Below are 19318 nucleotides of genomic sequence, written 5' to 3'. Positions count from 1 at the left end.
CCGCATGTCAGAAAAGCAATTACCGAAATACATACAGCTGAAGCAGGAAATTTTGACGTGGCTGCAAAACGGCAAACTGAAGCCAGGCGACCAGATGCCGTCGGAGAATGAGATTGCCGAGCAGTATATGATGAGCCGGCAAACGGTCCGGCAGACGTTCGGCGAGCTGGAAAAAGACGGCTGGCTATACCGCATGCAGGGCAAGGGGACGTTCGTGTCAACGCCGCAGCAGGCGGAAAAGGGCAGGGATGTACAGACGATCGGCATTATCACCACGTACATTTCGGACTATATTTTCCCGAATATTGTGCGAGGGGCGGAAGCTGCGCTGAGAGAGAGAGGCTACAGGCTGCTGCTGTCCTCGACGGACAACGACAAAGCGAGGGAGCGGGAGAGTCTGGAGATGATGCTCAGTGAGCCGCTGAGCGGGCTTATTATCGAACCGACGAAAAGCGCGGAGGGCAACCCGAACCTGAGCTATTATTTGTCGCTTGATTATCAGGAGATTCCGTATTTGATGATCAACGAGCGGTACTCCGGCCTGCAATGCCCGGTCATGATGATCGATGACGAGGAAGGCGGCTTTCTGGCAGCGCGGCACTTAATTGAGCTGGGGCATCGGCAGATTGCGGGCTTTTTCAAGATCGATGACTTGCAGGGGATGAATCGATTAAAAGGCTTCGTACGCGCGCACCAGCAGTACGAAATTCCGCTGCTGCCGGAGAATGTCGTGCACTACACGACCGAGCAGAAGTGGCAAAAGCCGTTCGCTGCCGCAATGGACATGCTGAAGCGGGAGCAGGCTTGTCCGACGGCGTTTGTCTGCTATAACGATGAACTCGCCGTTCATCTGTTGGAAGCTGTCCGCTCGCTGGGCTTGCAGGTGCCTGCCGACGTGTCTATGGTCGGTTTCGACGACTCATCGCTGGCGACAGCGACGGAAGTGAAGCTGACGACGCTCTCGCACCCAAAAGCGGAGCTTGGCCGGGAGGCGGCGGAGCTGCTCATCTCGATGATTGAGCAGCCCAAAGGAGATCAGCCCAAGCAAGGCAAGCTGTATAAGCCAGAGCTGATTGTAAGGGAGTCTACGCGACGATTCGCGTAGCTCCTCTTTTTTTGCCTGCCCACTTTTCAACTTGTACGTACAAGTGCTATACTGAGGATATGAGTTCGAACTTTTAAAAGGAGGCAATTCCTATGCATTCATTTGAAAATAAACAGTTTTGGTTCGTTACCGGCTCTCAGCACTTGTACGGACCAGAGACACTGCTGCAGGTTGAAGATCACTCCAAGCAAATCACAACCGGTATTGCGCAATCCGAGGCAATTCCGTATCCAATTGTCTTTAAAGACGTTCTGACGACGCCGGACAGCATCCGCAGACTGCTGCTCGATGCCACTTCGGACGACAGCTGCGCAGGAGTCATTACGTGGATGCATACGTTCTCTCCGGCCAAAATGTGGATTGCAGGCCTCGCAGAGTACCGCAAACCGCTGCTTCACCTGCACACGCAGTTCAATCGCGATATTCCATGGGATACGATCGACATGGACTTCATGAACTTGAATCAGGCGGCGCACGGCGATCGTGAATACGGTTTCATCGGCACGCGGATGGGTGTGGCTCGCAAGGTTGTTGTCGGCTACTGGGAAGACCCGGCTGTGCTGGAACGGATCGGCGGTTGGATGCGCATGGCGGCGGGCTACATGGAAAGCCGCAATTTGAAGGTTGCGCGCTTTGGCGACAACATGCGCCATGTAGCGGTGACGGAAGGCGATAAGGTCGAGGCACAGATCAAGTTCGGCTGGTCGGTGAACGGCTTCGGCGTAGGTGATCTCGTGCAGCGCGTGAACGACATCTCGGAAGCGGAAGTCGATCGTTTGATGCAGGAATACAGCGAGCTGTACACGATAGCAGAAGCGGGACGTGCAGATGGCCCAGTTCGCGATGCAATTCGCGAGCAGGCGAGAATCGAGCTGGGGCTGAAAGGCTTTTTGCAGGAAGGCGGTTTCGGTGCGTTCACGACGACCTTCGAAGACCTGCACGGGCTGAAGCAGCTTCCGGGACTTGCCGTACAGCGTTTGATGGCGCAGGGCTACGGCTTCGGCGGGGAAGGCGACTGGAAGACGGCGGCGCTGACGCGTGTCATGAAAGTGATGGCGGGCAACAAAGGTACGTCGTTCATGGAAGATTATACGTACCATATGGCGCCGGGCGAAGAGCTCGTGCTGGGTGCGCACATGCTGGAGATTTGCCCGACGATTGCGGCGACTCGTCCGACGGTGGAAGTCCATCCGCTTGGTATCGGCGGCAAAGCCGATCCTGCACGTCTCGTTTTCGACGGCGCTTCCGGCGCAGCGCTTAACGCTTCGCTGATCGACATGGGGCACCGTTTCCGGTTGCTGATCAACGAAGTGGACGCCGTTCAGCCGGTGCAGGCGATGCCGAAGCTGCCGGTCGCCCGCGTACTCTGGAAGCCGCAGCCGTCGCTGCGCGATTCTGCAGAAGCGTGGATTTACGGTGGGGGCGCGCACCACACTGTATTTTCATACCAGGTCAGCACCGAGCAGTTGATCGATTTCGCCGAGCTCGCGGGGATTGAAGTGGCCGTTATCAACAAAAACACGTCGGTTCAACAATTCCGCAACGAGCTGCGTTGGAACGAAGCCATTTATACGAAATAAAATGTCACATTTATCAATATCGCCATAATTTATGTCCATTGACTTCGGGAAAGCCGATGGGCTAAAGTAAAATGAGAGCATGGCCCGTCCAGGGTCTTGCTCTCATTTGGAATTTCAGGAGGAGAACGTAGAGGATGACGACGAAAGCTTTTCAAGGTACATTCCACGGTGAGCCCGTGATTTGGCTGCAAGCAGGACGTTACGAAGCGGCGGTGCTGCCTGAAGTAGGCGCGAATCTCATCGCATTTCGAGATACAGAGAATCAATACAACTTTCTGAGAGAGCCAGGAGCGGAAGAAATGGAAGCGTTTAAAGCGCGTCCGGTCGTTCACGGAATTCCGGTGCTTTTCCCGCCGAACCGCTATGAAGACGGCAAGTTTCCATGGAACGGCAAGGTGTATCAGCTGCCGGTGAATGAAGCGAAGACAGGCAATCATCTGCACGGCTTTGTGCATTACATTCCTTGGCAGGTTGAAAAGTTCAGCAGTGACGAGACAGAGAGCCGAGTAACGCTTGCTTTGCAGGTTAGAGAAGGGCACTCCGTGCACGCGTTTCTGCCTTTTGAATTTACGATCCGCTTAACCTACACGCTGTCGGCGCTCGGTTTGCAGCAGCAAGTTTCCGTACATAATGAAGGTAAGGAAGCGATGCCTTGCTTGCTCGCGTTCCACACGACGCTGAATACGCCATTTGCGTCAAACAGCGCGGCATCCGATTATACGTTCCAAATGACGATCGGCGAACGCTGGCACCTGAATGAGCGTATGCTGCCGACGGGCGATTTTCAAGCGCTTTCGGCTGATGAGGAGAAGATGAAAGTCGGCGGATTGTCGCCGTTTTTCGAATCCATGGACAACCACTACACAACGCTGCCGCAAAACAACCGCAGTTTCATGGCGCTGACGGACAGCCGGAACGGCGTCAAGCTGATCTATGACATCGGCACGTCTTACAAGCAGTGGATGATTTACAACAACGGCGCGCAGGAAGGGTGGTTCTGTCCGGAGCCGCAAATCAACCTGGTCAATGCGCCGAACGTGAATTTGCCGGCTAACCAAATTGGTCTTGCATCCCTTGCACCGGGCGAGATTTGGGAAGAATCGTCCAGATTGTACGCGATTCCTGCAGGTCAATAAACGATAAGGCAGTTTCAGCCCCCTTTTATGCATGCAGAAGTGCTTTCACGGCGCCGGTGCATTCAAGGGGGTATTCGATTGTAAAGGGGGACGTCAAATGCACAACTGGAATGAGCTTGATAAAGCGGAGTTGGTGGCCAAAGTGCTGGAACTGACCGCGGAGAATGACCGTTTGAAGCAGGAAATCGCTAAGTTGCGCGGAGCCAAGCGGCCGGCAAGCCATGCAATGGACACGATGGCGACAAAGCTCAAGGAGGCGCTGCGTGAGTAGCCGGTGACTTGAGCGTTGCTTGCGCTACCTGCGGTTTATTCGCTATAATGGGGTCTGGTAAAAGGAGGGAATACGCATGAATGTGAATGAAGCATTACCGCCAAAGACATGTTCCATTGATCGGCTCGTTACGAAAGAAGCGGAGGTAAGTAAGGTACTTGCGGGCCAGAAAACAGCTTGCCGCCGCAACGGACGTTATGCCGACATCGGTGAGATCATGGAGCTTGAGGGCAAATCGTTTGTCGTTACGAATGTCTACCAGCAAAGCCTGGGCGAGTTGACGGTTGAACACGCCAAGATGGAAGGTCATGAGACGGTTGAGGAGTATCGTGACAGCATTCTGTCTATGCATCCCGGCATGCCTTGGCTGCCGCAGATGAAGGTATGGGTGCACGAATTCGAGCAAGCGGAGTAAAATGAACGACACGAAGCAGTGCGCAGCCGGGAAGGCGCGCACTGCTTTCAATAAGTGTACAGAAACGGATGAGTGCATTGTCTTGGTATGTTGTACTGCTGTATTTACATATTTGTAGCGTTGTGTTAAGCATTGGGCCTTATTTCATTCTGTTTCCATTATTAAGCAAAATCAGATCCGCCCCGTTCGAGCTGCTGCCGGACTACCTGGAGCCGTTTCGGATCACCGTTCGGCTGACGAAGCATGCGGGCCACGTGCTCGTTGCGACCGGCATCATACTAACGTGGCTGACCTCGTGGACGTGGTCGACGTCCTGGATTGTGGCGACGGTGCTCATCATGGTCGCGTCGCTGTATTTTATCGCGCGGGCGTTCTCCCCACTGCTGCGTCAGTTGAAAGCGCCCCATGACGAACGCCAGTCGATCGTGGACAAGCTGCGCCGGGCGCTGGTCTTGTATGTCCTCATCACGCTCACGATGATGTGGTTCATGGTGGCGAAGCCGACGCTGTGGTGAAAGCCCATATTTTTTACGATTCGTTCCACACAATGAATTTCCGATACTTAAATTCGAAAAGGCCATGTAAAGGAGGCAACCTAACAAAAGGCAGCCTCCCCAAACAGTCAATCCCTTTCATAACTTGTGTCACACGATAGCAACAAACTAGGAAATCAGCCTGCCTTTATGAAGAGATTTCATATTTTTATTGGAGTTAGAAACGATAGGGAGCATTTTCAAGCTGCTAATCATGGGAGAAAGGCAGAGATGACAAGTTGGGACGTGTTCGAACGAAAAATTGTCCCGAATCCACCCATTACAACCTTCTCTTTTGCATGCCCATATTTTCGTGTTTTCTTGAACGAGATCCTCTGAAGATTTTTTACGAAAATACATAGTTTCTCCTCCTTAGATAAAAAAACTGCCCTCAACATGTGTTTAGGACAGTTCACTATGAATTACAGTTTTACAACATTTTCAGCTTGAGGACCGCGGTTGCCTTGAGCTATATTAAATTCAACGCGTTGTCCTTCGTCCAACGATTTGAAGCCGTCCCCTTGAATCGCGGAGAAATGAACGAATACGTCATTTCCGCCCTCCATTTCGATAAATCCAAAACCTTTCTCTGCGTTAAACCATTTCACTGTTCCTGTTTCCATAATTAAATTACCTCCAAATTGTTATTAACATGCTTTTTCAAAATAAAAAAACTCGCACATTGAAAAGGGCACCATTACACAAATGATCACTTTTCAATATGTGAGTTTATGTTCAAGCTATTTATAATCTAATACTAGCACACAATCGTGTGATAAGCAAAGCAATTTATTTAAACCCATGCTCCCAGAGGCTAGCGCATTCTCGAAGCAGCTCTATGCTGCTCGCAAACGCTGCCGTCCCCGAAGGGACGGCGAATCCGTTAATCTTTACAGCTTGCGCCCGTACATCACGACAAAATTATAGGACTTGAACACGCAATCCACATCCGCAAACCCACACTCGCGCAGCCACCCCAGCTGATCGTCCAGCGGCGCCATGCGGTCGAGCTTCGTCCGCTCGTAAGCGGCATTAAGTTCGTCACGCGTGAGGTCGGTCGCCTCGATTTTCGCCTTCCAGTCTGAACGATACAGCTCGTCGATATAAGGCGTTTTGCCTTGCACTTGATCGGCATTGACAAAGACGCCGCCAGGTTTCAGCAGCCCGTAAATATGATGGTACAGCGCCTGCTTCTCACTATCCTCCAGATGATGAATGGAGAGAGAGGAGATCACCGCGTCAAAAGGTGCGTCTCCAGTAAACTTCGTATAATCTTCTGCGATATACGTGATGTCGGAAGGAATGCCGTCAAAGCGTTCTTTCGCTTTGTCCAGCATGCCGACGGACAGGTCGATGAGCGTGAATGCGGCTTGCGGATATTTGGTGTAGACATACGATGAAAACAAGCCGGTACCAGCACCGAGATCAAGGATACGAGGGTGCTCGGACGCAGTTTGGACAAGGGCCGTTGCGCTTTGATAAAAGCCGTCAAAGCAAGGAATCAGCTTCCTGCGTTGGCTGTCGTATTTTTCGGCGACTTCGTTAAACTTGCTCAAAATTCTCGCGTGATCGTGTTCATTCATGGAAAATCAGCTCCATTTCGTTTCCCTGATAGTGGTAATGTGTTCATTGTAGAAGGTACGGCGCAGGAAATCCAAGATATAGTTCCGATAAAGCTTATAGGCAAAAATTATAAACAGTCATTTCGCTATAGTGTTATGATATAGTTCCAGAGCAGTTAAGCCTCACGTTTGCGCAGCAGTTGATTCAGCACTTCGGAGAAAACAAGGCCGATCGCGATGGCGCCGGAGAGCAGGAAGGCTTGAACCGCCAGCTGTACCGCAACGTCATAATGGTGAAGCACTACGTTGCGCATCGCGTCGTAAGCAAGACCGCCGGGCACGAGCGGAATGATACCGGAGACGCTGAAGACGATAACCGGCATTTTGAACGCTTTGGCGCATAAATGGCTGACTAAGGTCACGCTGAACGATGCGAGCAGCGTCGCCAAAATCGTATCGACTGCGTACTGCGTCATCAGCGTGTAGTGCACCCAGCCCAGCATGCCGACGAACCCGCATTGCAGCAGGGTGCCTCGGGGCACGTTGAACAAAATGGCAAACGCTGCCGTTGCGATAAAGCTCGTCACGAGCTGTTCCATAAGCATCATGCTGCATAACCTCCTGCATAGAGGGATAGCACAAGGGCAATGCCGGCTCCGATCGCAAATGCGGTCAGGAACGCTTCTGCGCCTTTGGACACGCCGGAGACGAAATGGCCCGCCATCAAGTCGCGGACGGCATTCGTAATGAGCAATCCGGGCACGAGCGGCATGACGGAACTGATAATGATCGTGTTCAACTCCTGCCCGAGCCCCGTGCGGACGAAGAGGTAGGCGACGGCGCCAATCAGCAGCGAAGCGAGAAACTCCGCGAAAAACTTGATCGGCAGCAGGCGGTGGAAATAAGTCAACGCCAGGAGCCCGGCGCCGCCGGTGACGAACGCGGGCGCAAAATCCGCCCACAGGCCCTGGAACATGATCAGGAAGCAGCCGCTGGCCAAGGCCGCTGCCAGAATCTGAAACCAGACGGGATACCTCGTCTGGTCTTGATCGACGGCCGTCAACTCGCGCATCGCCTCGTCCGGTTGGAGCTCGCCTTGCGAGATCCGACGCGAGATCGCATTGACGAGCGTCACTTTGCGCAGGTCGGTTGAGCGAGTGGAAATACGGATTAGCCGAGTGATCGGCGAGCTGCCGTCAATGGCAAAAATAATGCCCGTCGGCGTCACGTAGCTATGTGAATGGTCGGCGCCGAATGCGCCTGCGACGTGGTTCATCGTGCTTTCCACGCGGTACGTTTCGCCACCGCTTTCAAGCATGATTTTACCTGCCAGCAGGCAGACTTGGGCGATGTTGTCGTTGGATGGAGCGGGCTGAGACATGAGGGACGTCCTTTCTTTTTGCGATACTACGCTCAAGTATATCGGATTGGGGGATCTAATGAAAATTGAAAATTGAACATAGTTCAGTTACGATAGAGAGAAATTTATTTTGCTAGATAAGAGAGTTCATGGGAGGCCCGGTAATGCTGGAGTTAAAACTATTCTTCGTGCCCGATACCGATCCGGATTTGCACGCATTAATTGCCAAGTTGGACGACGATTTGATGCTGCGCTATCCGAAAGAAGATATATTTGTCGTGGACTTTCATGCGGCTTATGTGAAAACGATGAAATTTGCCGTCGGCTACATTGACGATAGAGCTGTGGCCTGCGGCGCGCTGCGGCCGATGGATGAGGAGAGCACGGAGCTCAAGCGCTTCTTTGTCGATCCGGCGTACCGGAAGCAGGGGGTTGCGTCGAGGCTGCTTGCTTTTCTGGAAGGGGAGGCGCTGCGGCAGGGCAGACGCTGGATTCGCCTGGAAGCGGGAGCCCCGCAACCGGAGGCGCTTGCCCTATATATGAAACATGGCTATTATCCTATCCCAAGGTTTGGGGAATATGTGGCATGCGCAAGTTCCCTCTGCTTCGAGAAAGCCATCGGCGGGGCGGAAAGTGTGGTATAATTTTCAGTAATTTTTTGGATGGAGGCGATCAACATGAGTGTCTATATTGCATTGCTTCGCGGCATCAATGTCAGCGGTCAGAAATCGGTGAAAATGGACAGGCTGCGCCAGCTTTTTGAAGGGTTGGGCTATACGGATGTCGCCACCTATATTCAAAGCGGCAATGTGGTGTTTCGGGCGGGATCGCAGCTGGCTGAGGGGCTTGAGTCAACAATTCACGAAGCGCTGCTCGCTCAGCTTGGCTACGATATCCCGGTGCTCGTGCGGACGCCCGCAGAGCTGCGGGCTATCGTTGCGGGCCTGCCTTGGCCGCTTCCGCAGAAGGGAGCTGCGTCAGAGCCGCAAGTGTATGTGACGCTGCTAGCGCAGCCGCCATCAGAAGCTGGATTAGCGAAGCTGCAGGGTGTGCAGAGCGGGGAGGATGCGTTCGTCGTCGTGGACAGGACCGTCTACGTGCTGGTTCGCCAGCGCTACGGTGATACGAAGCTCAGTAACCAGACGATGGAGAAGAAGCTCGGCGTCTCCGCCACGACGCGGAACTGGGAGACGATCAACCGGCTGATTCAATTAGCTGAAGCGACAGAGTAGGTCGGGGCTAGTTGGCGCTGGATGGGATGGCAGTTGTAAGCGGCAGAGGCAGATAAATCGGCTGAGTTAACTTGAAAAACCTGCGATAAAGCAGGCTTTTTTTGCAAATGGGGCTCATTTGGCTGAATGCCTGCGAAATGGCAGGTTTTTATGCGAGTTTCCTCCAAATGAGCGGAAATGGAGATAAAAGCCTGCTTCTGCGCAGGCATTTTCGAAAACCGAGGCGATTTGCGCAGAAAAGATGCTTATTTGCAGGTTTTGGAGGCAGCTTAGGGAGGGGGGAGCTACCATGCGCTCTCTGCGCTCTCTTGTCATTCATATAGTTGATGGATTTCAACGCGCTTCTAACACTCCCCATACGCTCAACTGGAATTTCTCCAGTTCATTGTGCCGAATCGGCGACAGAGAGCTTCCTGAACTGGAAAACCTCCAGTTTATTTCAGAGATTTCCTTAGAAATAGGGGAATTTCAAATGAGATGGAAAAATCCAGTTCAGATGCCCATTTATGCGAAAAGACAGTTCATAAGCGGGAGCTTTTCCAGTTCAGCAACGGAGTAACCGGTGAACAGGTAGGATTTCTGCCCAATTGTCCGGATTGGAGCGATTATGCCAAGATTTGCATAGTCCCGCGTCGGGCGGGAAAGCCTGAGAGGAGAGAAGCGGCGCTGCCTGTCAGCAAAGAGTCGTCGGCCGGCATCACGCTGCCGTAAGCTCAGAGCGACCACCGGCAGGCTGCCGCCACGCTGCGACAAGCCGCGTGGGGGTAGCGGCGCCGCTCAATTCGACGAAGCGGGTGAAAGCTATGCGAAGAAGAACGAGACCGGCTGCGACATACATCGCAGCCTTCACGATACTGGCGCTGCTCTGCGCAGCAGCAGCGCTGACACTAGCGCGGCCCGTCGCGGCGGCGGGCCGGGCGGAGCACGGGGCGGCCATCCCCGTGCTGAACTACCACAGCATCGGGATGGAGCACGGGAATCCGTACGTGCTCCACCCCGATGCGTTCGCGCGGCAAATGAACTACTTGGCCGCGCAGCACTTCACCCCGCTCACACTGGACGCCTTCGTCCGTGTGCTCGCGGGCCAGATGCCGTCACCGAACAAGCCCGTGCTGCTCACGTTCGATGACGGCTATGCCAACAACGCGGAGACGGCGCTGCCGCTTCTCCGCGAACATCACTTCCCGGCGACGTTGTTTCTGTCGACGGGGCTGATTGACCTGCCAGGCTATCTGAGCTGGCAGCAGGTTCGCGAGCTTGCGGAGGCAGGCTGGGACGTCATGCCGCACACGGTGACGCATTCGCATCTGCCCAAGCTCGATCAAGCGCACCAGCGCGCGGAGATCATGGACGCGCGCCGGAAGATCGAAGCGGTGCTGGGCAAGCCCGCGCGGGTTTTTGCATATCCATATGGGGAGTACAACCGGACGACGCTCCGCATTTTGCGGAAAAACGGTTTCCGCTACGCGTTTTCAACGGACGATGGGTGGGCAACGAACCGGCAAAATCCTTATAAGCTAAAGCGGATCGTCGTCCGCAGCGAGGACTCGTTTGAGACGTGGGTGAGGAAGCTGACGGATCGCGATTTTGCGGAAGGGAAAGAAGCTTGGGTTCCAAACTTGTCATTTCATATGAACGCTTTCTGAAATGCAGTGGATTTACTTGGATTTTTGAGTATAATCGTATAAGAGATACGTGCTTATGAGAATTTCAATAAAATACCGTGTAAGGAGTCGTCCCATGTCAAAAACACTAATTTTCGGACATAAAAATCCGGATACTGATTCAATCTGCTCGGCCATTGCTTATGCAGCGCTCAAAACCAAACTCGGCCAAGAAGTGGAAGCTGTCCGCTTGGGCGCGGTGAACGGCGAAACGCAATTCGCGCTGGACACGTTCAAAGCTGCTGCTCCTCGCCTTGTCGAAACGGTTGCGAATGAAGCTCAAAACGTGATCCTGGTTGACCACGTCGAGCGTCAGCAAAGCGCTTCGGATATTGACCAAGTGCGTGTCGTGGAAGTGATCGACCACCATCGTATTGCCAATTTTGAGACGAGCCACCCGCTGTACTACCGCGCAGAGCCTGTCGGCTGCACAGCGACAATCCTGAATAAATTGTATAAAGAAAACGGCGTTGCCATCGACCAAGACATCGCCGGCCTGATGCTTTCCGCTATCATTTCCGATTCCTTGTTGTTCAAATCCCCGACTTGCACAGAGCAAGACGTTGCAGCAGCTCGCGAGCTTGCGGCGATCGCTGGCGTTAACGCTGAAGAGTATGGTCTGAGCATGCTGAAAGCGGGCGCGGATCTGAGCGATAAAACGGTTGCTCAACTGATCTCCCTGGACGCGAAAGAATTCACAATGGGCAGCTACAAAACGGAAATCGCACAAGTGAACGCGGTTGACGTAAACGATGTGCTGTCCCAGCAAGATGAAATTGAATCTGCGCTGCAAGCGATCATCGCCGAGAAAAACCTGGACCTGTTCCTGTTCGTTGTCACAGACATCTTAAACAACGATTCCGTCGGTCTGGCGCTTGGCCGCAAAGCGGATGCCGTTGAGAAAGCGTACAACGTGACATTGGCCCACAACAAGGCGCTCCTGAAAGGCGTCGTTTCCCGTAAATCGCAAATTGTGCCTGTGCTAACAGACGTGTTCAACAACCTGTAAGCACAAGCTCATCTTCATAAAGGTTCCGTCAGCATAGTATCTGACGGAGCTTTTTTTTGTTGCGATGAGATATGTAACCGCTTACGTCAAGTCGCGATGTTTCTTGATTAGACACACCATTTCTTGAACCAGTCTGCTAGTTATGTCGATAAGCAGGACCTATAATAAATTCAAGTAAACGTTAACAAATTACGACATGCATGGGGTTTATGTTTACAAACGCACAGCAAACAGAAGGGTGTTGAAAGAGATGAAGAAAAAATGGCTAGTCATTGCCATGACAACAATGGTTGCGCTTACAGCATGTTCAAAGGACGACCCGTCCGCAACAGGGACGCCGGGTTCCACAGGCAATTCCGCTAAGACAACGGAAGCCGCCAAGCAGCCCAAGCTATCGCTGAATTGGTCCGTTACCAGTGCTTTCCTAGCGAATGTCACGCTGCCGTCAGCCGACAAGGATTTTGTGAAAAAAACAATTGAAGAGAAGTTCAATGTGGATTTGAAAATCGATTACATGGTCATTGGCAAAGAGTATCATGACAAGCTGAATGCTACGCTTGCCGGCGGAAGCGCGCCGGATCTGTTTATCTCCGGCGCAGCGGAGTCGCAAAAGTACATAAATGACGGCATCACGGCGAATTTGAGTTCGTTCGTCACACCGGAAGCGATGCCGAATTACTTCAAGTGGGTCAGTAAAGAGGAAGTGGATGCTTTCCAATTGAAGCAAGGGGAATTCTCGCGTGCCATGCTGCCTTTCCAGCGCAATACCTACGCTTCTTGGTACATTCGGCAGGACTGGCTGGATAAATTAGGGCTGAAGGCGCCGCATACTTACGCGGAATTGACCGAAGTGATGACCCAGTTTACCAAAGGGGATCCAGACGGAAACGGCAAGCAGGACACCTACGGATTCTCAGCGGCAGGGAGCGGTCAAAATTTACCGTTAGATTTTCCGCAATGGCTCAATAATGGCTTTGTCGCCGACTTTATGATTGTGGATAACAGCTATGTCGACAACCGGACGGATCTGAAAGTGCAAAACGTAATTGATCAAGTGGTTGATTGGAATAAAGCCGGCATTGTCGATCCCGATTGGTTCCTGAACAAGGCACCTGCGCATATCGACAAAGCCGCGCAAGGCAAGGTAGGCATGATTTTCACGCCGGGCGACAAAACCATCGCGTTGGACAGTGTGGCGACTTCGCTGCAGAACCGAAGCAAAGCGCTTGATCCGAAAGCGAACTGGCAGCCGATCTACCCGCTCGATAAGCCGGTAATGTGGAAGTACAACGTGCCGGAGAATACGATTCTGATCAGCAAGGCGACAGCCGACAAAAATCCGGAGAAAGTGAAACGCTCCTTGGAAATTGTCAATTGGCTGGGCAGTGAAGAAGGTTTCTTGCTGACCCACTATGGGCAAGAAGGCAAGCACTATACGAAAGACGGCAAGAAGATCACTCTCAATGTGGCCGCCTTTGAAAGCGATATCGCGAAAGCCGGCAACTGGCTGAACGTGTACGCCGTTTTCACTCCGGACGAACCGAATGTACTCGGTCTGGAATTGATCGACTCCCGTGTATCCGAGCATGATCGTGCCATTCTCAAGACTGTCGAGGGGTTCCCGAAAAACAACGCACTGCCGCCAGTAAGCTTGGTTCCACCGGATGGCATTAACATCGGAGATTTCCGTAAAGAAATGAGCAAATTCCATGCCAAAGCCGTTCTCGATGACAAAAGCGGCAAAAACTGGCCGCAATACCGCGAAGAGCTGATGACCAAGTTCAGAGGGAAAGACATTTTTACAGAGTATACCAAACAGATTAACGCAGCGCTGAAAGATAAGAAGCTGAACGACTTTAAATAAAAATGCCAGATCGGTAGGGAACTCTGAGAGGTTCGGAGTTTCCTTCTGCATTCGGATAGGATCACCAAGGAGGGAACGGCGATGGCCGAAATCGTAAGCGCAAAGATCGAAAATACAGCCGTGCCGCGCTTGGTCAAGCGGGACAGAGTGCGCAGCATCTACCGCTTAAAATGGTTTTACTTGATGATGGTGCCTGGGTTGATCTATTACATTTTATTCCATTATACGCCAATGGCGGGAACGCTTATCGCTTTCCAGAACTACAACTTGATGAAGGGCATCTGGGGGAGTCCGTGGGTCGGGTTTGATAATTTCCGTGTGATCTTTGATAGTCCCGAATTTCTGCATATTCTTCGTAATACGCTGTTAATCTCTGTCTATAAAATCGTAGGCAGCATGGTGCCGGATGTGATCTTGGCGCTGATGCTCAATGAGATTCGCGTCGGCTGGTTCAAGCGCGTTGTGCAGACGATTACGTACGGGCCATATTTTTTATCCTGGGTGATTGTATATGGTCTGGTTTTCTCTTTTCTGGCTCCAGGCTCTGGACTCATCTCAACATGGGTTCGCGATATGGGATGGGGGCAAATGGATTTATTAACGAATCAGGATTTCTTCAGACCGCTGCTCGTATTTACAGAAATTTGGAAAAACACCGGGTTTGGCGCGATTATCTATTTGGCTGCCGTGGCTTCCATAAATCAGGAGCTGTACGAAGCCGCTGTCGTAGACGGGGCAAGCCGTTGGCGCCAGCTCTGGCATGTGACGCTGCCCGGCATCCGCGATGTCTTTGTGCTGCTGCTGATTATTCGAATTGGCGGCATTCTGGACGCGGGTTTTGATCAGGTATTTATTTTCCTGAACGCGCGCGTCTATGAGGTGGGGGATATCGTTGATACGTGGGTCTATCGGTACGGCTTTGAACGGTTGGAGTTTGGTGTCGCCGCAGCGATGGGTGTGTTTAAATCGGTCGTAGGTTTCGTACTAGTGCTCGGTGCAAACCGGTTAGCCAAAAAAGTGGGAGGTTCGGGCATATGGTAAAGAATCAACGTGAAAAGGAGGAGGCAACGTATGTCTCTTGTCGTACATAAATCGAAAACGGACAAGGCGGCTGATGCCGTCATCTACGCTTTGCTGACGCTGTTCGCGCTTCTTGCGCTATTTCCGTTATACTACGTCTTTATTGTTTCGGTTACGCCTTATATCGAAGTAATGCGCAACGGCGGTTTTGTCATTTGGCCTGAACAGTTTACCCTTGATGCTTACAAGGAGATTTTTGGGAGTCCCCGAATTCCACAGGCGCTTAAAATTACGGTGTTTATTACGGTGGTAGGTACGTTGTTGAATATGGTCGTAACGACGTTGCTAGCTTACCCGCTGTCGAAAAAATTCGTGCCGGGGAGAAATTTCATTCTGATGGCGCTAGTCTTCACGATGATGTTTAGCGGAGGCATTATTCCCTTGTATATCATGGTACGAAGTCTTGGCTTGTACGATACCGTGTGGGCGATGGTCATTCCAGGCATGGTCTCCACGTTCAACTTATTAATTGTCAAAACGTACTTTGAAAATTTGCCGGCGGAAGTGGAAGAAGCGGCAAAAGTAGACGGGTGCGGCGATTTGTCCACCTTGTTCCGGATCGTGCTTCCATTGTCAGCGCCCATCATGGCAACGATCGGGTTGTTTTACGGCGTCACCCACTGGAACGAATATTTTAAAGGGATTTTCTATCTGTCGGATAAGTCGCTAATGCCGATGCAGGTTGTCCTAAGAAGCATGATTCAATCGCCGAATGTCAGTACGGAGCTTTCTCTGAACTCCCTGGCTCTGGATACGCTGCCTCCGGAAACGATCAAGATGGCTGTCGTCGTGGTGGCTACGCTGCCCTTGATGATTATTTATCCGTTCCTGCAAAAATATTTTGTCAAAGGAGCCTTGCTGGGCTCGGTGAAAGGGTAGAACCAAGGAGCGAATTTGGAAAGAGGCTGCGGAGAGCTGCGTACAGAGCGGCAAGGGTCATGCTATAATATGGTGAATATTGGCATGATCTGTTGAAACAGCTCACATGTAAGGGAGTGCACATGCATGATTCGTCGTCGACTCACAGGAGCAAGCTTTATTTCCAGCGTCAGCACCAAGCTGTTCATTCTAACCTTTTTGTCCGTCGTCGTCGTCTTCGTCGTGATCGCTTTTTTCGGATACCAGCGCTTATTTGCACCGATTCGTCAAAATAATGAAAAACAGCTGCAAAGCTCTGTCGTACAAATCGAAAACTATATAAAAACCGTCATGAACTCGCTCCAAAGTCAGCTGATCTTTCTTGCGAATCCGGTTCTCTACGACAACATGGACGAAGACGGATTCAGCCAACTGATTGATAATATTATGACGTTTCATCAGGATCAGCTTCAAAGCATCTATTTAATCGAGAACGGCAAGGTAAGGATCAGCTCGCCCTACGGCTATCAATTCTACATCGCGCCTGAGCTGATCACCGAGATTATGACACAGACGAGCAAAACAGGCTTCTGGTGGAGTCAACCCCACGCGGTCAGTCAACGTTCGGTCATAACCGTCGCCAAACAGGTCGATAGCAGACGCTTAATTGTACTGGATTTAAATTTGGATGCCCTCACCGGTCCGCAAATCATTCAAGGTGAGCAGCAGCGCATCTATTTGTTCACAAGTCAAGGTGACTATTTGTCAACGAATACGTATCTCGCCTATCCGAACTCGTACAAGGATCATTTGGAGATGAAAGACGCTTTGCAAGCGTTAACGCGCAAGAGCGGAACCTCTTACAACAACGTGCACACGTCCTTTGGCGATTATGCCGTGCTCAGCTCCAATCAAAATCGCTGGGACTGGGTTGTCTTTTCCGTGATCGAGGAATCGCAAGCGTTTCCTTTGCTGGCGCCGCTGAAGCGGCAATCAATTTTTGTCCTGCTGACAGCCATCATCCTGGCGATAATTGTATCTGTGTGGATTGCGAATTACATCCATAAGCCGGTAACGGTCATTACTCGTCAGTTTAAAGCTGCGGCACGCGGTGAGTTGGAAGCCCGCATCAAACTCCGACGAAATGATGAGTTTACATTTATTGCCGACGGCTTTAATCGGATGATGGGGAATATTCAGTCGCTGTTCGACGATCTGAGAGCTTCCGAAGAAAAGAAGCGGCATCATGAGTTGAAGGTGCTGCAATCGCAGATTCATCCGCATTTTTTAAATAATACGCTCAACGCGATTTACTGTTTAGGCGAAGCTGGCTATTCCGGGCAAATGGGGGACATGCTGCGATCGCTAATGGGGCTCCTGCAATATTCGACCGATAAAGTCGGAGATATCGTGACCGTTGAGGATGAACTCCTACAATTGGAAAACTACGCTCAGCTCATGAACCTGAGATATGGGGATGTGTTCGAAATGGATATCGCCATTCCTGAAAGCTTTTACAGCACGCCAATTCCTAAGTTAACGATCATTACGTTAGTGGAAAATAGTATTTTTTACGGACTGAGCAAAAAAGGGGTCAATCATGTCATCGTTTCCGGGAAACGGAGTGAGAATGGTTGTGTTGCCCTGGAGGTTTCCGACACAGGTCCTGGCATCGATCCGGCGAAACTGGCTGCCATGATGGCCGAAACGGAAACGTCTAATCCGCATAAAGGCTTGAATAATTTAGGGCTGCGCAATGTGCATGAACGGCTGCGCATGACGTTCGGCTTGGCGTATGGCCTGCAGTTCCACAACGAACCGGAGGAAGGACTGAGCGTCACGATTCATCTTCCTTCCGAGGAAGTATGGAAAAACCAATCCAGCCAAGGAGGGATGTCTCATGTTAAAGCTGCTGATGGTCGATGACGAGCAGTGGATTCGGGAGCGATTTTCAGAGCGGATTCCTTGGTCGGAAGCGGGTTTTACATTTCTGGGAGCAGCTTCCGGGGCGGAGGAAGCGATTGGCATGATCGAACGGAACATGCCGCATGTGCTGTTAACGGATATTACGATGCCGAATATGAACGGTTTGGAGTTAGCCGCCTATGTGCGCACGCGATGGCCGCGAATCCGAATTGTTATTTTGACGGCCTATGGTGAATTTGAATATGCCCGTCAAGCGATTGAGCTGGGCGTAGATAATTATTTGATCAAGCTGGCCCAAACCCCTGCGCAAATCCTTGATGCTTGCCGCAAGGTCGCCGAATCGATCGAGCAGGAGTTGGATGTCGACCAGAAGCTGGTCATGCGGTTGGAGCTGGAACGGGAGAAGGAATGGCTGCGAAAGCGCCAATGGACGGAGTATGTGTTGGAAAATGAAGGGAAGGGTGATCAGCGATTGCTGCCCGAGGACTGGTTCGGCAGCCTACATACGGCCAGCTATCTGGTTGATTTTACCCTCGGATGGCGGTTGCTCCCGGAATTTGGGCAAGCTGATCTTCAGACTGAGACGATCATTCAGTTTCAAAGGCAACTAGCTGAAGAGCTTGAACGGAAGATGGATTCGCAGCTCGGCGATGACTGTAAGCTTACTGTTCTGCCTCTGCGGCAGCGGAGACTAAGCCTGTTGGTGAGTTCGAAGCAGCCGATAAACGCGTTTCGTCTGAAACAGATTGCGATGCTGGCGCTGGACACTTTGAAAGAGCATCCGCTTGCACATACCTATTTGCATATTGGCGATGTGCGGGAACTCGGTAAGCTGCCTCTCAACGAGAAGCTGCTTGGCCAAATGCTTAGGGAGGGACTCGATCGTCTAGCTGCTTATTTCTATAAGCCAGATACGGCGATGATTGGCAAGCAAGCTGCACCGCTGCGGAGACTTGATCCGGATGTTAGCCGGGAATGGATCGCGAGCATCGTCAAAGCGCTGCGGCGGGGAAATGTCGAAGCATTCCGGGATAGCGCGTCCCGCCTGATCGAGCGGGCAGAGGCTCCGATTCATCCGGCAGATCTGCTGCGTTTGACGAAGCAAATCTTTCAACCGGAGCTTGTTCAATTGCCGGATTCTGTCATTCTGCGTTTGTCCGAAATCGACCAATTGGAAACGTGGGAGGCGTTCTGCGGATGGTGGGCGGAAACGATGGATGCTATCACAAGTTGGCAGATGGAGCGCTTCCAACCGCCGACTGCCGTTCGGAAGGAAATCCAGATGATGTTCCGTTACATTCACGAGCACTACATGGATGATATGCAAGTTGCGGAACTTGCGAAGCTCGTGCACATGCATCCCTCTTACGTGGGGCAGATGTTCAGGCAAGAGGTTGGCGAAAACCTCTCTGATTATGTCAACCGGGTGCGCATGGAAAAGGCGAGCGAGCTGTTGGAGAATACAACGATGAAAATTTATGAAGTATCCAGCGCTGTCGGTATTTCGGATTACCGTTATTTTTGTAAAGTATTCAAAAGCTATACCGGATTTACGCCAACGCAATTCAAAAGCAAACACAGCTAGCGGCCCAACTTATGTCCGTTATCAGGCTCTTCACACAAATAGAACCATGCCCCAATCGTCCCCACTGGTCACGACTTTCCATCAGGCGGACGATTTTTATTTTGCTTGAAGAAAGGAGGTGAGGATTGTGTAAGGCTG

Annotated in this window: 21 protein-coding genes; 16 read left to right on the top strand and 5 right to left on the bottom strand. The window is 51.7% G+C overall.

The features are described from left to right. Window positions 1-4: 4 nt before the first annotated feature. The 6 genes from ABE504_RS17885 (at window position 5) to ABE504_RS17860 (ending at window position 5022) form a co-directional block, all read left to right on the top strand. A complete protein-coding gene (locus tag ABE504_RS17885) occupies window positions 5-1105 on the top strand; it encodes a GntR family transcriptional regulator (protein WP_430091173.1) in 1101 nt (366 codons plus the stop codon). Window positions 1106-1197: 92 nt separating this feature from the next. Beyond that, the gene (araA, locus tag ABE504_RS17880) at window positions 1198-2685 is read left to right on the top strand and encodes an L-arabinose isomerase (protein ID WP_430091171.1); all 1488 of its coding nucleotides are present in this window, start codon (window positions 1198-1200) and stop codon (window positions 2683-2685) included. 134 nt (window positions 2686-2819) lie between these two features. Continuing rightward, window positions 2820-3821: an aldose 1-epimerase gene (locus ABE504_RS17875; RefSeq protein ID WP_430091169.1), complete on the top strand. Its 1002-nt coding sequence runs from the start codon at window positions 2820-2822 to the stop codon at window positions 3819-3821. Window positions 3822-3918: 97 nt separating this feature from the next. After that, window positions 3919-4092: a hypothetical protein gene (locus ABE504_RS17870; protein ID WP_430091167.1), complete on the top strand. Its 174-nt coding sequence runs from the start codon at window positions 3919-3921 to the stop codon at window positions 4090-4092. A gap of 76 nt (window positions 4093-4168) precedes the next feature. Next, window positions 4169-4507: an ASCH domain-containing protein gene (locus ABE504_RS17865; RefSeq protein ID WP_430091165.1), complete on the top strand. Its 339-nt coding sequence runs from the start codon at window positions 4169-4171 to the stop codon at window positions 4505-4507. A 68-nt stretch (window positions 4508-4575) separates the two neighbouring features. Further along, a complete protein-coding gene (locus tag ABE504_RS17860; RefSeq protein ID WP_430091163.1) occupies window positions 4576-5022 on the top strand; it encodes a hypothetical protein in 447 nt (148 codons plus the stop codon). Window positions 5023-5169: 147 nt separating this feature from the next. Here ABE504_RS17860 and ABE504_RS17855 read toward each other — a convergent pair whose 3' ends face one another. From ABE504_RS17855 to ABE504_RS17835, 5 genes are all read right to left on the bottom strand, one after another. Beyond that, window positions 5170-5400, bottom strand: a complete 231-nt coding sequence (locus ABE504_RS17855) for a cold-shock protein (protein WP_430091161.1) — start codon at window positions 5398-5400, stop codon at window positions 5170-5172. A 62-nt stretch (window positions 5401-5462) separates the two neighbouring features. Further along, on the bottom strand, window positions 5463-5663 hold the full coding sequence (locus ABE504_RS17850; RefSeq protein ID WP_430091160.1) for a cold-shock protein: 201 nt from the start codon (window positions 5661-5663) through the stop codon (window positions 5463-5465). A 267-nt stretch (window positions 5664-5930) separates the two neighbouring features. After that, the gene (locus tag ABE504_RS17845) at window positions 5931-6623 is read right to left on the bottom strand and encodes a class I SAM-dependent methyltransferase (protein ID WP_430091158.1); all 693 of its coding nucleotides are present in this window, start codon (window positions 6621-6623) and stop codon (window positions 5931-5933) included. 155 nt (window positions 6624-6778) lie between these two features. Next, on the bottom strand, window positions 6779-7207 hold the full coding sequence (locus tag ABE504_RS17840; RefSeq protein WP_430091381.1) for a threonine/serine exporter family protein: 429 nt from the start codon (window positions 7205-7207) through the stop codon (window positions 6779-6781). Continuing rightward, window positions 7207-7983, bottom strand: a complete 777-nt coding sequence (locus ABE504_RS17835) for a threonine/serine exporter family protein (RefSeq protein WP_430091157.1) — start codon at window positions 7981-7983, stop codon at window positions 7207-7209. The genes ABE504_RS17840 and ABE504_RS17835 overlap by 1 nt, the downstream gene beginning before the upstream one ends. A 143-nt stretch (window positions 7984-8126) precedes the next feature. Here ABE504_RS17835 and ABE504_RS17830 point away from each other — a divergent pair, with 143 nt between their 5' ends. From ABE504_RS17830 to ABE504_RS17785, 10 genes are all read left to right on the top strand, one after another. Continuing rightward, a complete protein-coding gene (locus ABE504_RS17830) occupies window positions 8127-8606 on the top strand; it encodes a GNAT family N-acetyltransferase (protein ID WP_430091155.1) in 480 nt (159 codons plus the stop codon). Window positions 8607-8639: 33 nt separating this feature from the next. Next, window positions 8640-9194, top strand: coding sequence for a DUF1697 domain-containing protein (locus ABE504_RS17825; RefSeq protein ID WP_430091153.1), 555 nt, complete (start codon window positions 8640-8642; stop codon window positions 9192-9194). A gap of 477 nt (window positions 9195-9671) precedes the next feature. Next, window positions 9672-9905 carry a hypothetical protein gene (locus tag ABE504_RS17820; protein WP_430091152.1) on the top strand — a complete coding sequence of 78 codons (234 nt, stop codon included), beginning with the start codon at window positions 9672-9674 and terminating at the stop codon, window positions 9903-9905. Window positions 9906-9997: 92 nt separating this feature from the next. Beyond that, window positions 9998-10840 (top strand): polysaccharide deacetylase family protein, encoded by an 843-nt coding sequence (locus ABE504_RS17815; protein WP_430091151.1) that lies wholly within the window; start codon window positions 9998-10000, stop codon window positions 10838-10840. Between the two features lie 94 nt (window positions 10841-10934). Beyond that, a complete protein-coding gene (locus ABE504_RS17810; protein ID WP_430091149.1) occupies window positions 10935-11867 on the top strand; it encodes a manganese-dependent inorganic pyrophosphatase in 933 nt (310 codons plus the stop codon). Window positions 11868-12117: 250 nt separating this feature from the next. Next, window positions 12118-13731 (top strand): hypothetical protein, encoded by a 1614-nt coding sequence (locus ABE504_RS17805; RefSeq protein ID WP_430091148.1) that lies wholly within the window; start codon window positions 12118-12120, stop codon window positions 13729-13731. 81 nt (window positions 13732-13812) lie between these two features. Then, a complete protein-coding gene (locus ABE504_RS17800; protein WP_430091146.1) occupies window positions 13813-14772 on the top strand; it encodes an ABC transporter permease in 960 nt (319 codons plus the stop codon). A gap of 30 nt (window positions 14773-14802) precedes the next feature. Next, window positions 14803-15690 carry a carbohydrate ABC transporter permease gene (locus tag ABE504_RS17795; protein ID WP_430091144.1) on the top strand — a complete coding sequence of 296 codons (888 nt, stop codon included), beginning with the start codon at window positions 14803-14805 and terminating at the stop codon, window positions 15688-15690. A 126-nt stretch (window positions 15691-15816) separates the two neighbouring features. Then, a complete protein-coding gene (locus ABE504_RS17790; RefSeq protein ID WP_430091142.1) occupies window positions 15817-17595 on the top strand; it encodes a sensor histidine kinase in 1779 nt (592 codons plus the stop codon). Beyond that, the gene (locus ABE504_RS17785) at window positions 17570-19180 is read left to right on the top strand and encodes a response regulator transcription factor (protein WP_430091140.1); all 1611 of its coding nucleotides are present in this window, start codon (window positions 17570-17572) and stop codon (window positions 19178-19180) included. Before ABE504_RS17790 ends, ABE504_RS17785 begins: the two co-directional genes overlap by 26 nt. The last annotated feature ends 138 nt before the right edge of the window (window positions 19181-19318 follow it).

The organism is Paenibacillus oryzisoli, assembly GCF_050467285.1.
Lineage (GTDB): Bacteria > Bacillota > Bacilli > Paenibacillales > NBRC-103111 > Paenibacillus_E > Paenibacillus_E oryzisoli_A.
Note: the sequence above shows the minus strand (reverse complement) of the source record. Positions and strands in the feature narration are given on the sequence as shown.

Coding starts and splice junctions, on each gene's coding strand:
- ABE504_RS17885 (WP_430091173.1), top strand. CDS start 5: ATGTCAGAAAAGCAATTACCGAAATACATACAGCTGAAGCAGGAAATT.
- araA (WP_430091171.1), top strand. CDS start 1,198: ATGCATTCATTTGAAAATAAACAGTTTTGGTTCGTTACCGGCTCTCAG.
- ABE504_RS17875 (WP_430091169.1), top strand. CDS start 2,820: ATGACGACGAAAGCTTTTCAAGGTACATTCCACGGTGAGCCCGTGATT.
- ABE504_RS17870 (WP_430091167.1), top strand. CDS start 3,919: ATGCACAACTGGAATGAGCTTGATAAAGCGGAGTTGGTGGCCAAAGTG.
- ABE504_RS17865 (WP_430091165.1), top strand. CDS start 4,169: ATGAATGTGAATGAAGCATTACCGCCAAAGACATGTTCCATTGATCGG.
- ABE504_RS17860 (WP_430091163.1), top strand. CDS start 4,576: ATGAGTGCATTGTCTTGGTATGTTGTACTGCTGTATTTACATATTTGT.
- ABE504_RS17855 (WP_430091161.1), bottom strand. CDS start 5,400: ATGTATTTTCGTAAAAAATCTTCAGAGGATCTCGTTCAAGAAAACACG.
- ABE504_RS17850 (WP_430091160.1), bottom strand. CDS start 5,663: ATGGAAACAGGAACAGTGAAATGGTTTAACGCAGAGAAAGGTTTTGGA.
- ABE504_RS17845 (WP_430091158.1), bottom strand. CDS start 6,623: ATGAATGAACACGATCACGCGAGAATTTTGAGCAAGTTTAACGAAGTC.
- ABE504_RS17840 (WP_430091381.1), bottom strand. CDS start 7,207: ATGCTTATGGAACAGCTCGTGACGAGCTTTATCGCAACGGCAGCGTTT.
- ABE504_RS17835 (WP_430091157.1), bottom strand. CDS start 7,983: ATGTCTCAGCCCGCTCCATCCAACGACAACATCGCCCAAGTCTGCCTG.
- ABE504_RS17830 (WP_430091155.1), top strand. CDS start 8,127: ATGCTGGAGTTAAAACTATTCTTCGTGCCCGATACCGATCCGGATTTG.
- ABE504_RS17825 (WP_430091153.1), top strand. CDS start 8,640: ATGAGTGTCTATATTGCATTGCTTCGCGGCATCAATGTCAGCGGTCAG.
- ABE504_RS17820 (WP_430091152.1), top strand. CDS start 9,672: ATGGAAAAATCCAGTTCAGATGCCCATTTATGCGAAAAGACAGTTCAT.
- ABE504_RS17815 (WP_430091151.1), top strand. CDS start 9,998: ATGCGAAGAAGAACGAGACCGGCTGCGACATACATCGCAGCCTTCACG.
- ABE504_RS17810 (WP_430091149.1), top strand. CDS start 10,935: ATGTCAAAAACACTAATTTTCGGACATAAAAATCCGGATACTGATTCA.
- ABE504_RS17805 (WP_430091148.1), top strand. CDS start 12,118: ATGAAGAAAAAATGGCTAGTCATTGCCATGACAACAATGGTTGCGCTT.
- ABE504_RS17800 (WP_430091146.1), top strand. CDS start 13,813: ATGGCCGAAATCGTAAGCGCAAAGATCGAAAATACAGCCGTGCCGCGC.
- ABE504_RS17795 (WP_430091144.1), top strand. CDS start 14,803: ATGTCTCTTGTCGTACATAAATCGAAAACGGACAAGGCGGCTGATGCC.
- ABE504_RS17790 (WP_430091142.1), top strand. CDS start 15,817: ATGATTCGTCGTCGACTCACAGGAGCAAGCTTTATTTCCAGCGTCAGC.
- ABE504_RS17785 (WP_430091140.1), top strand. CDS start 17,570: ATGTTAAAGCTGCTGATGGTCGATGACGAGCAGTGGATTCGGGAGCGA.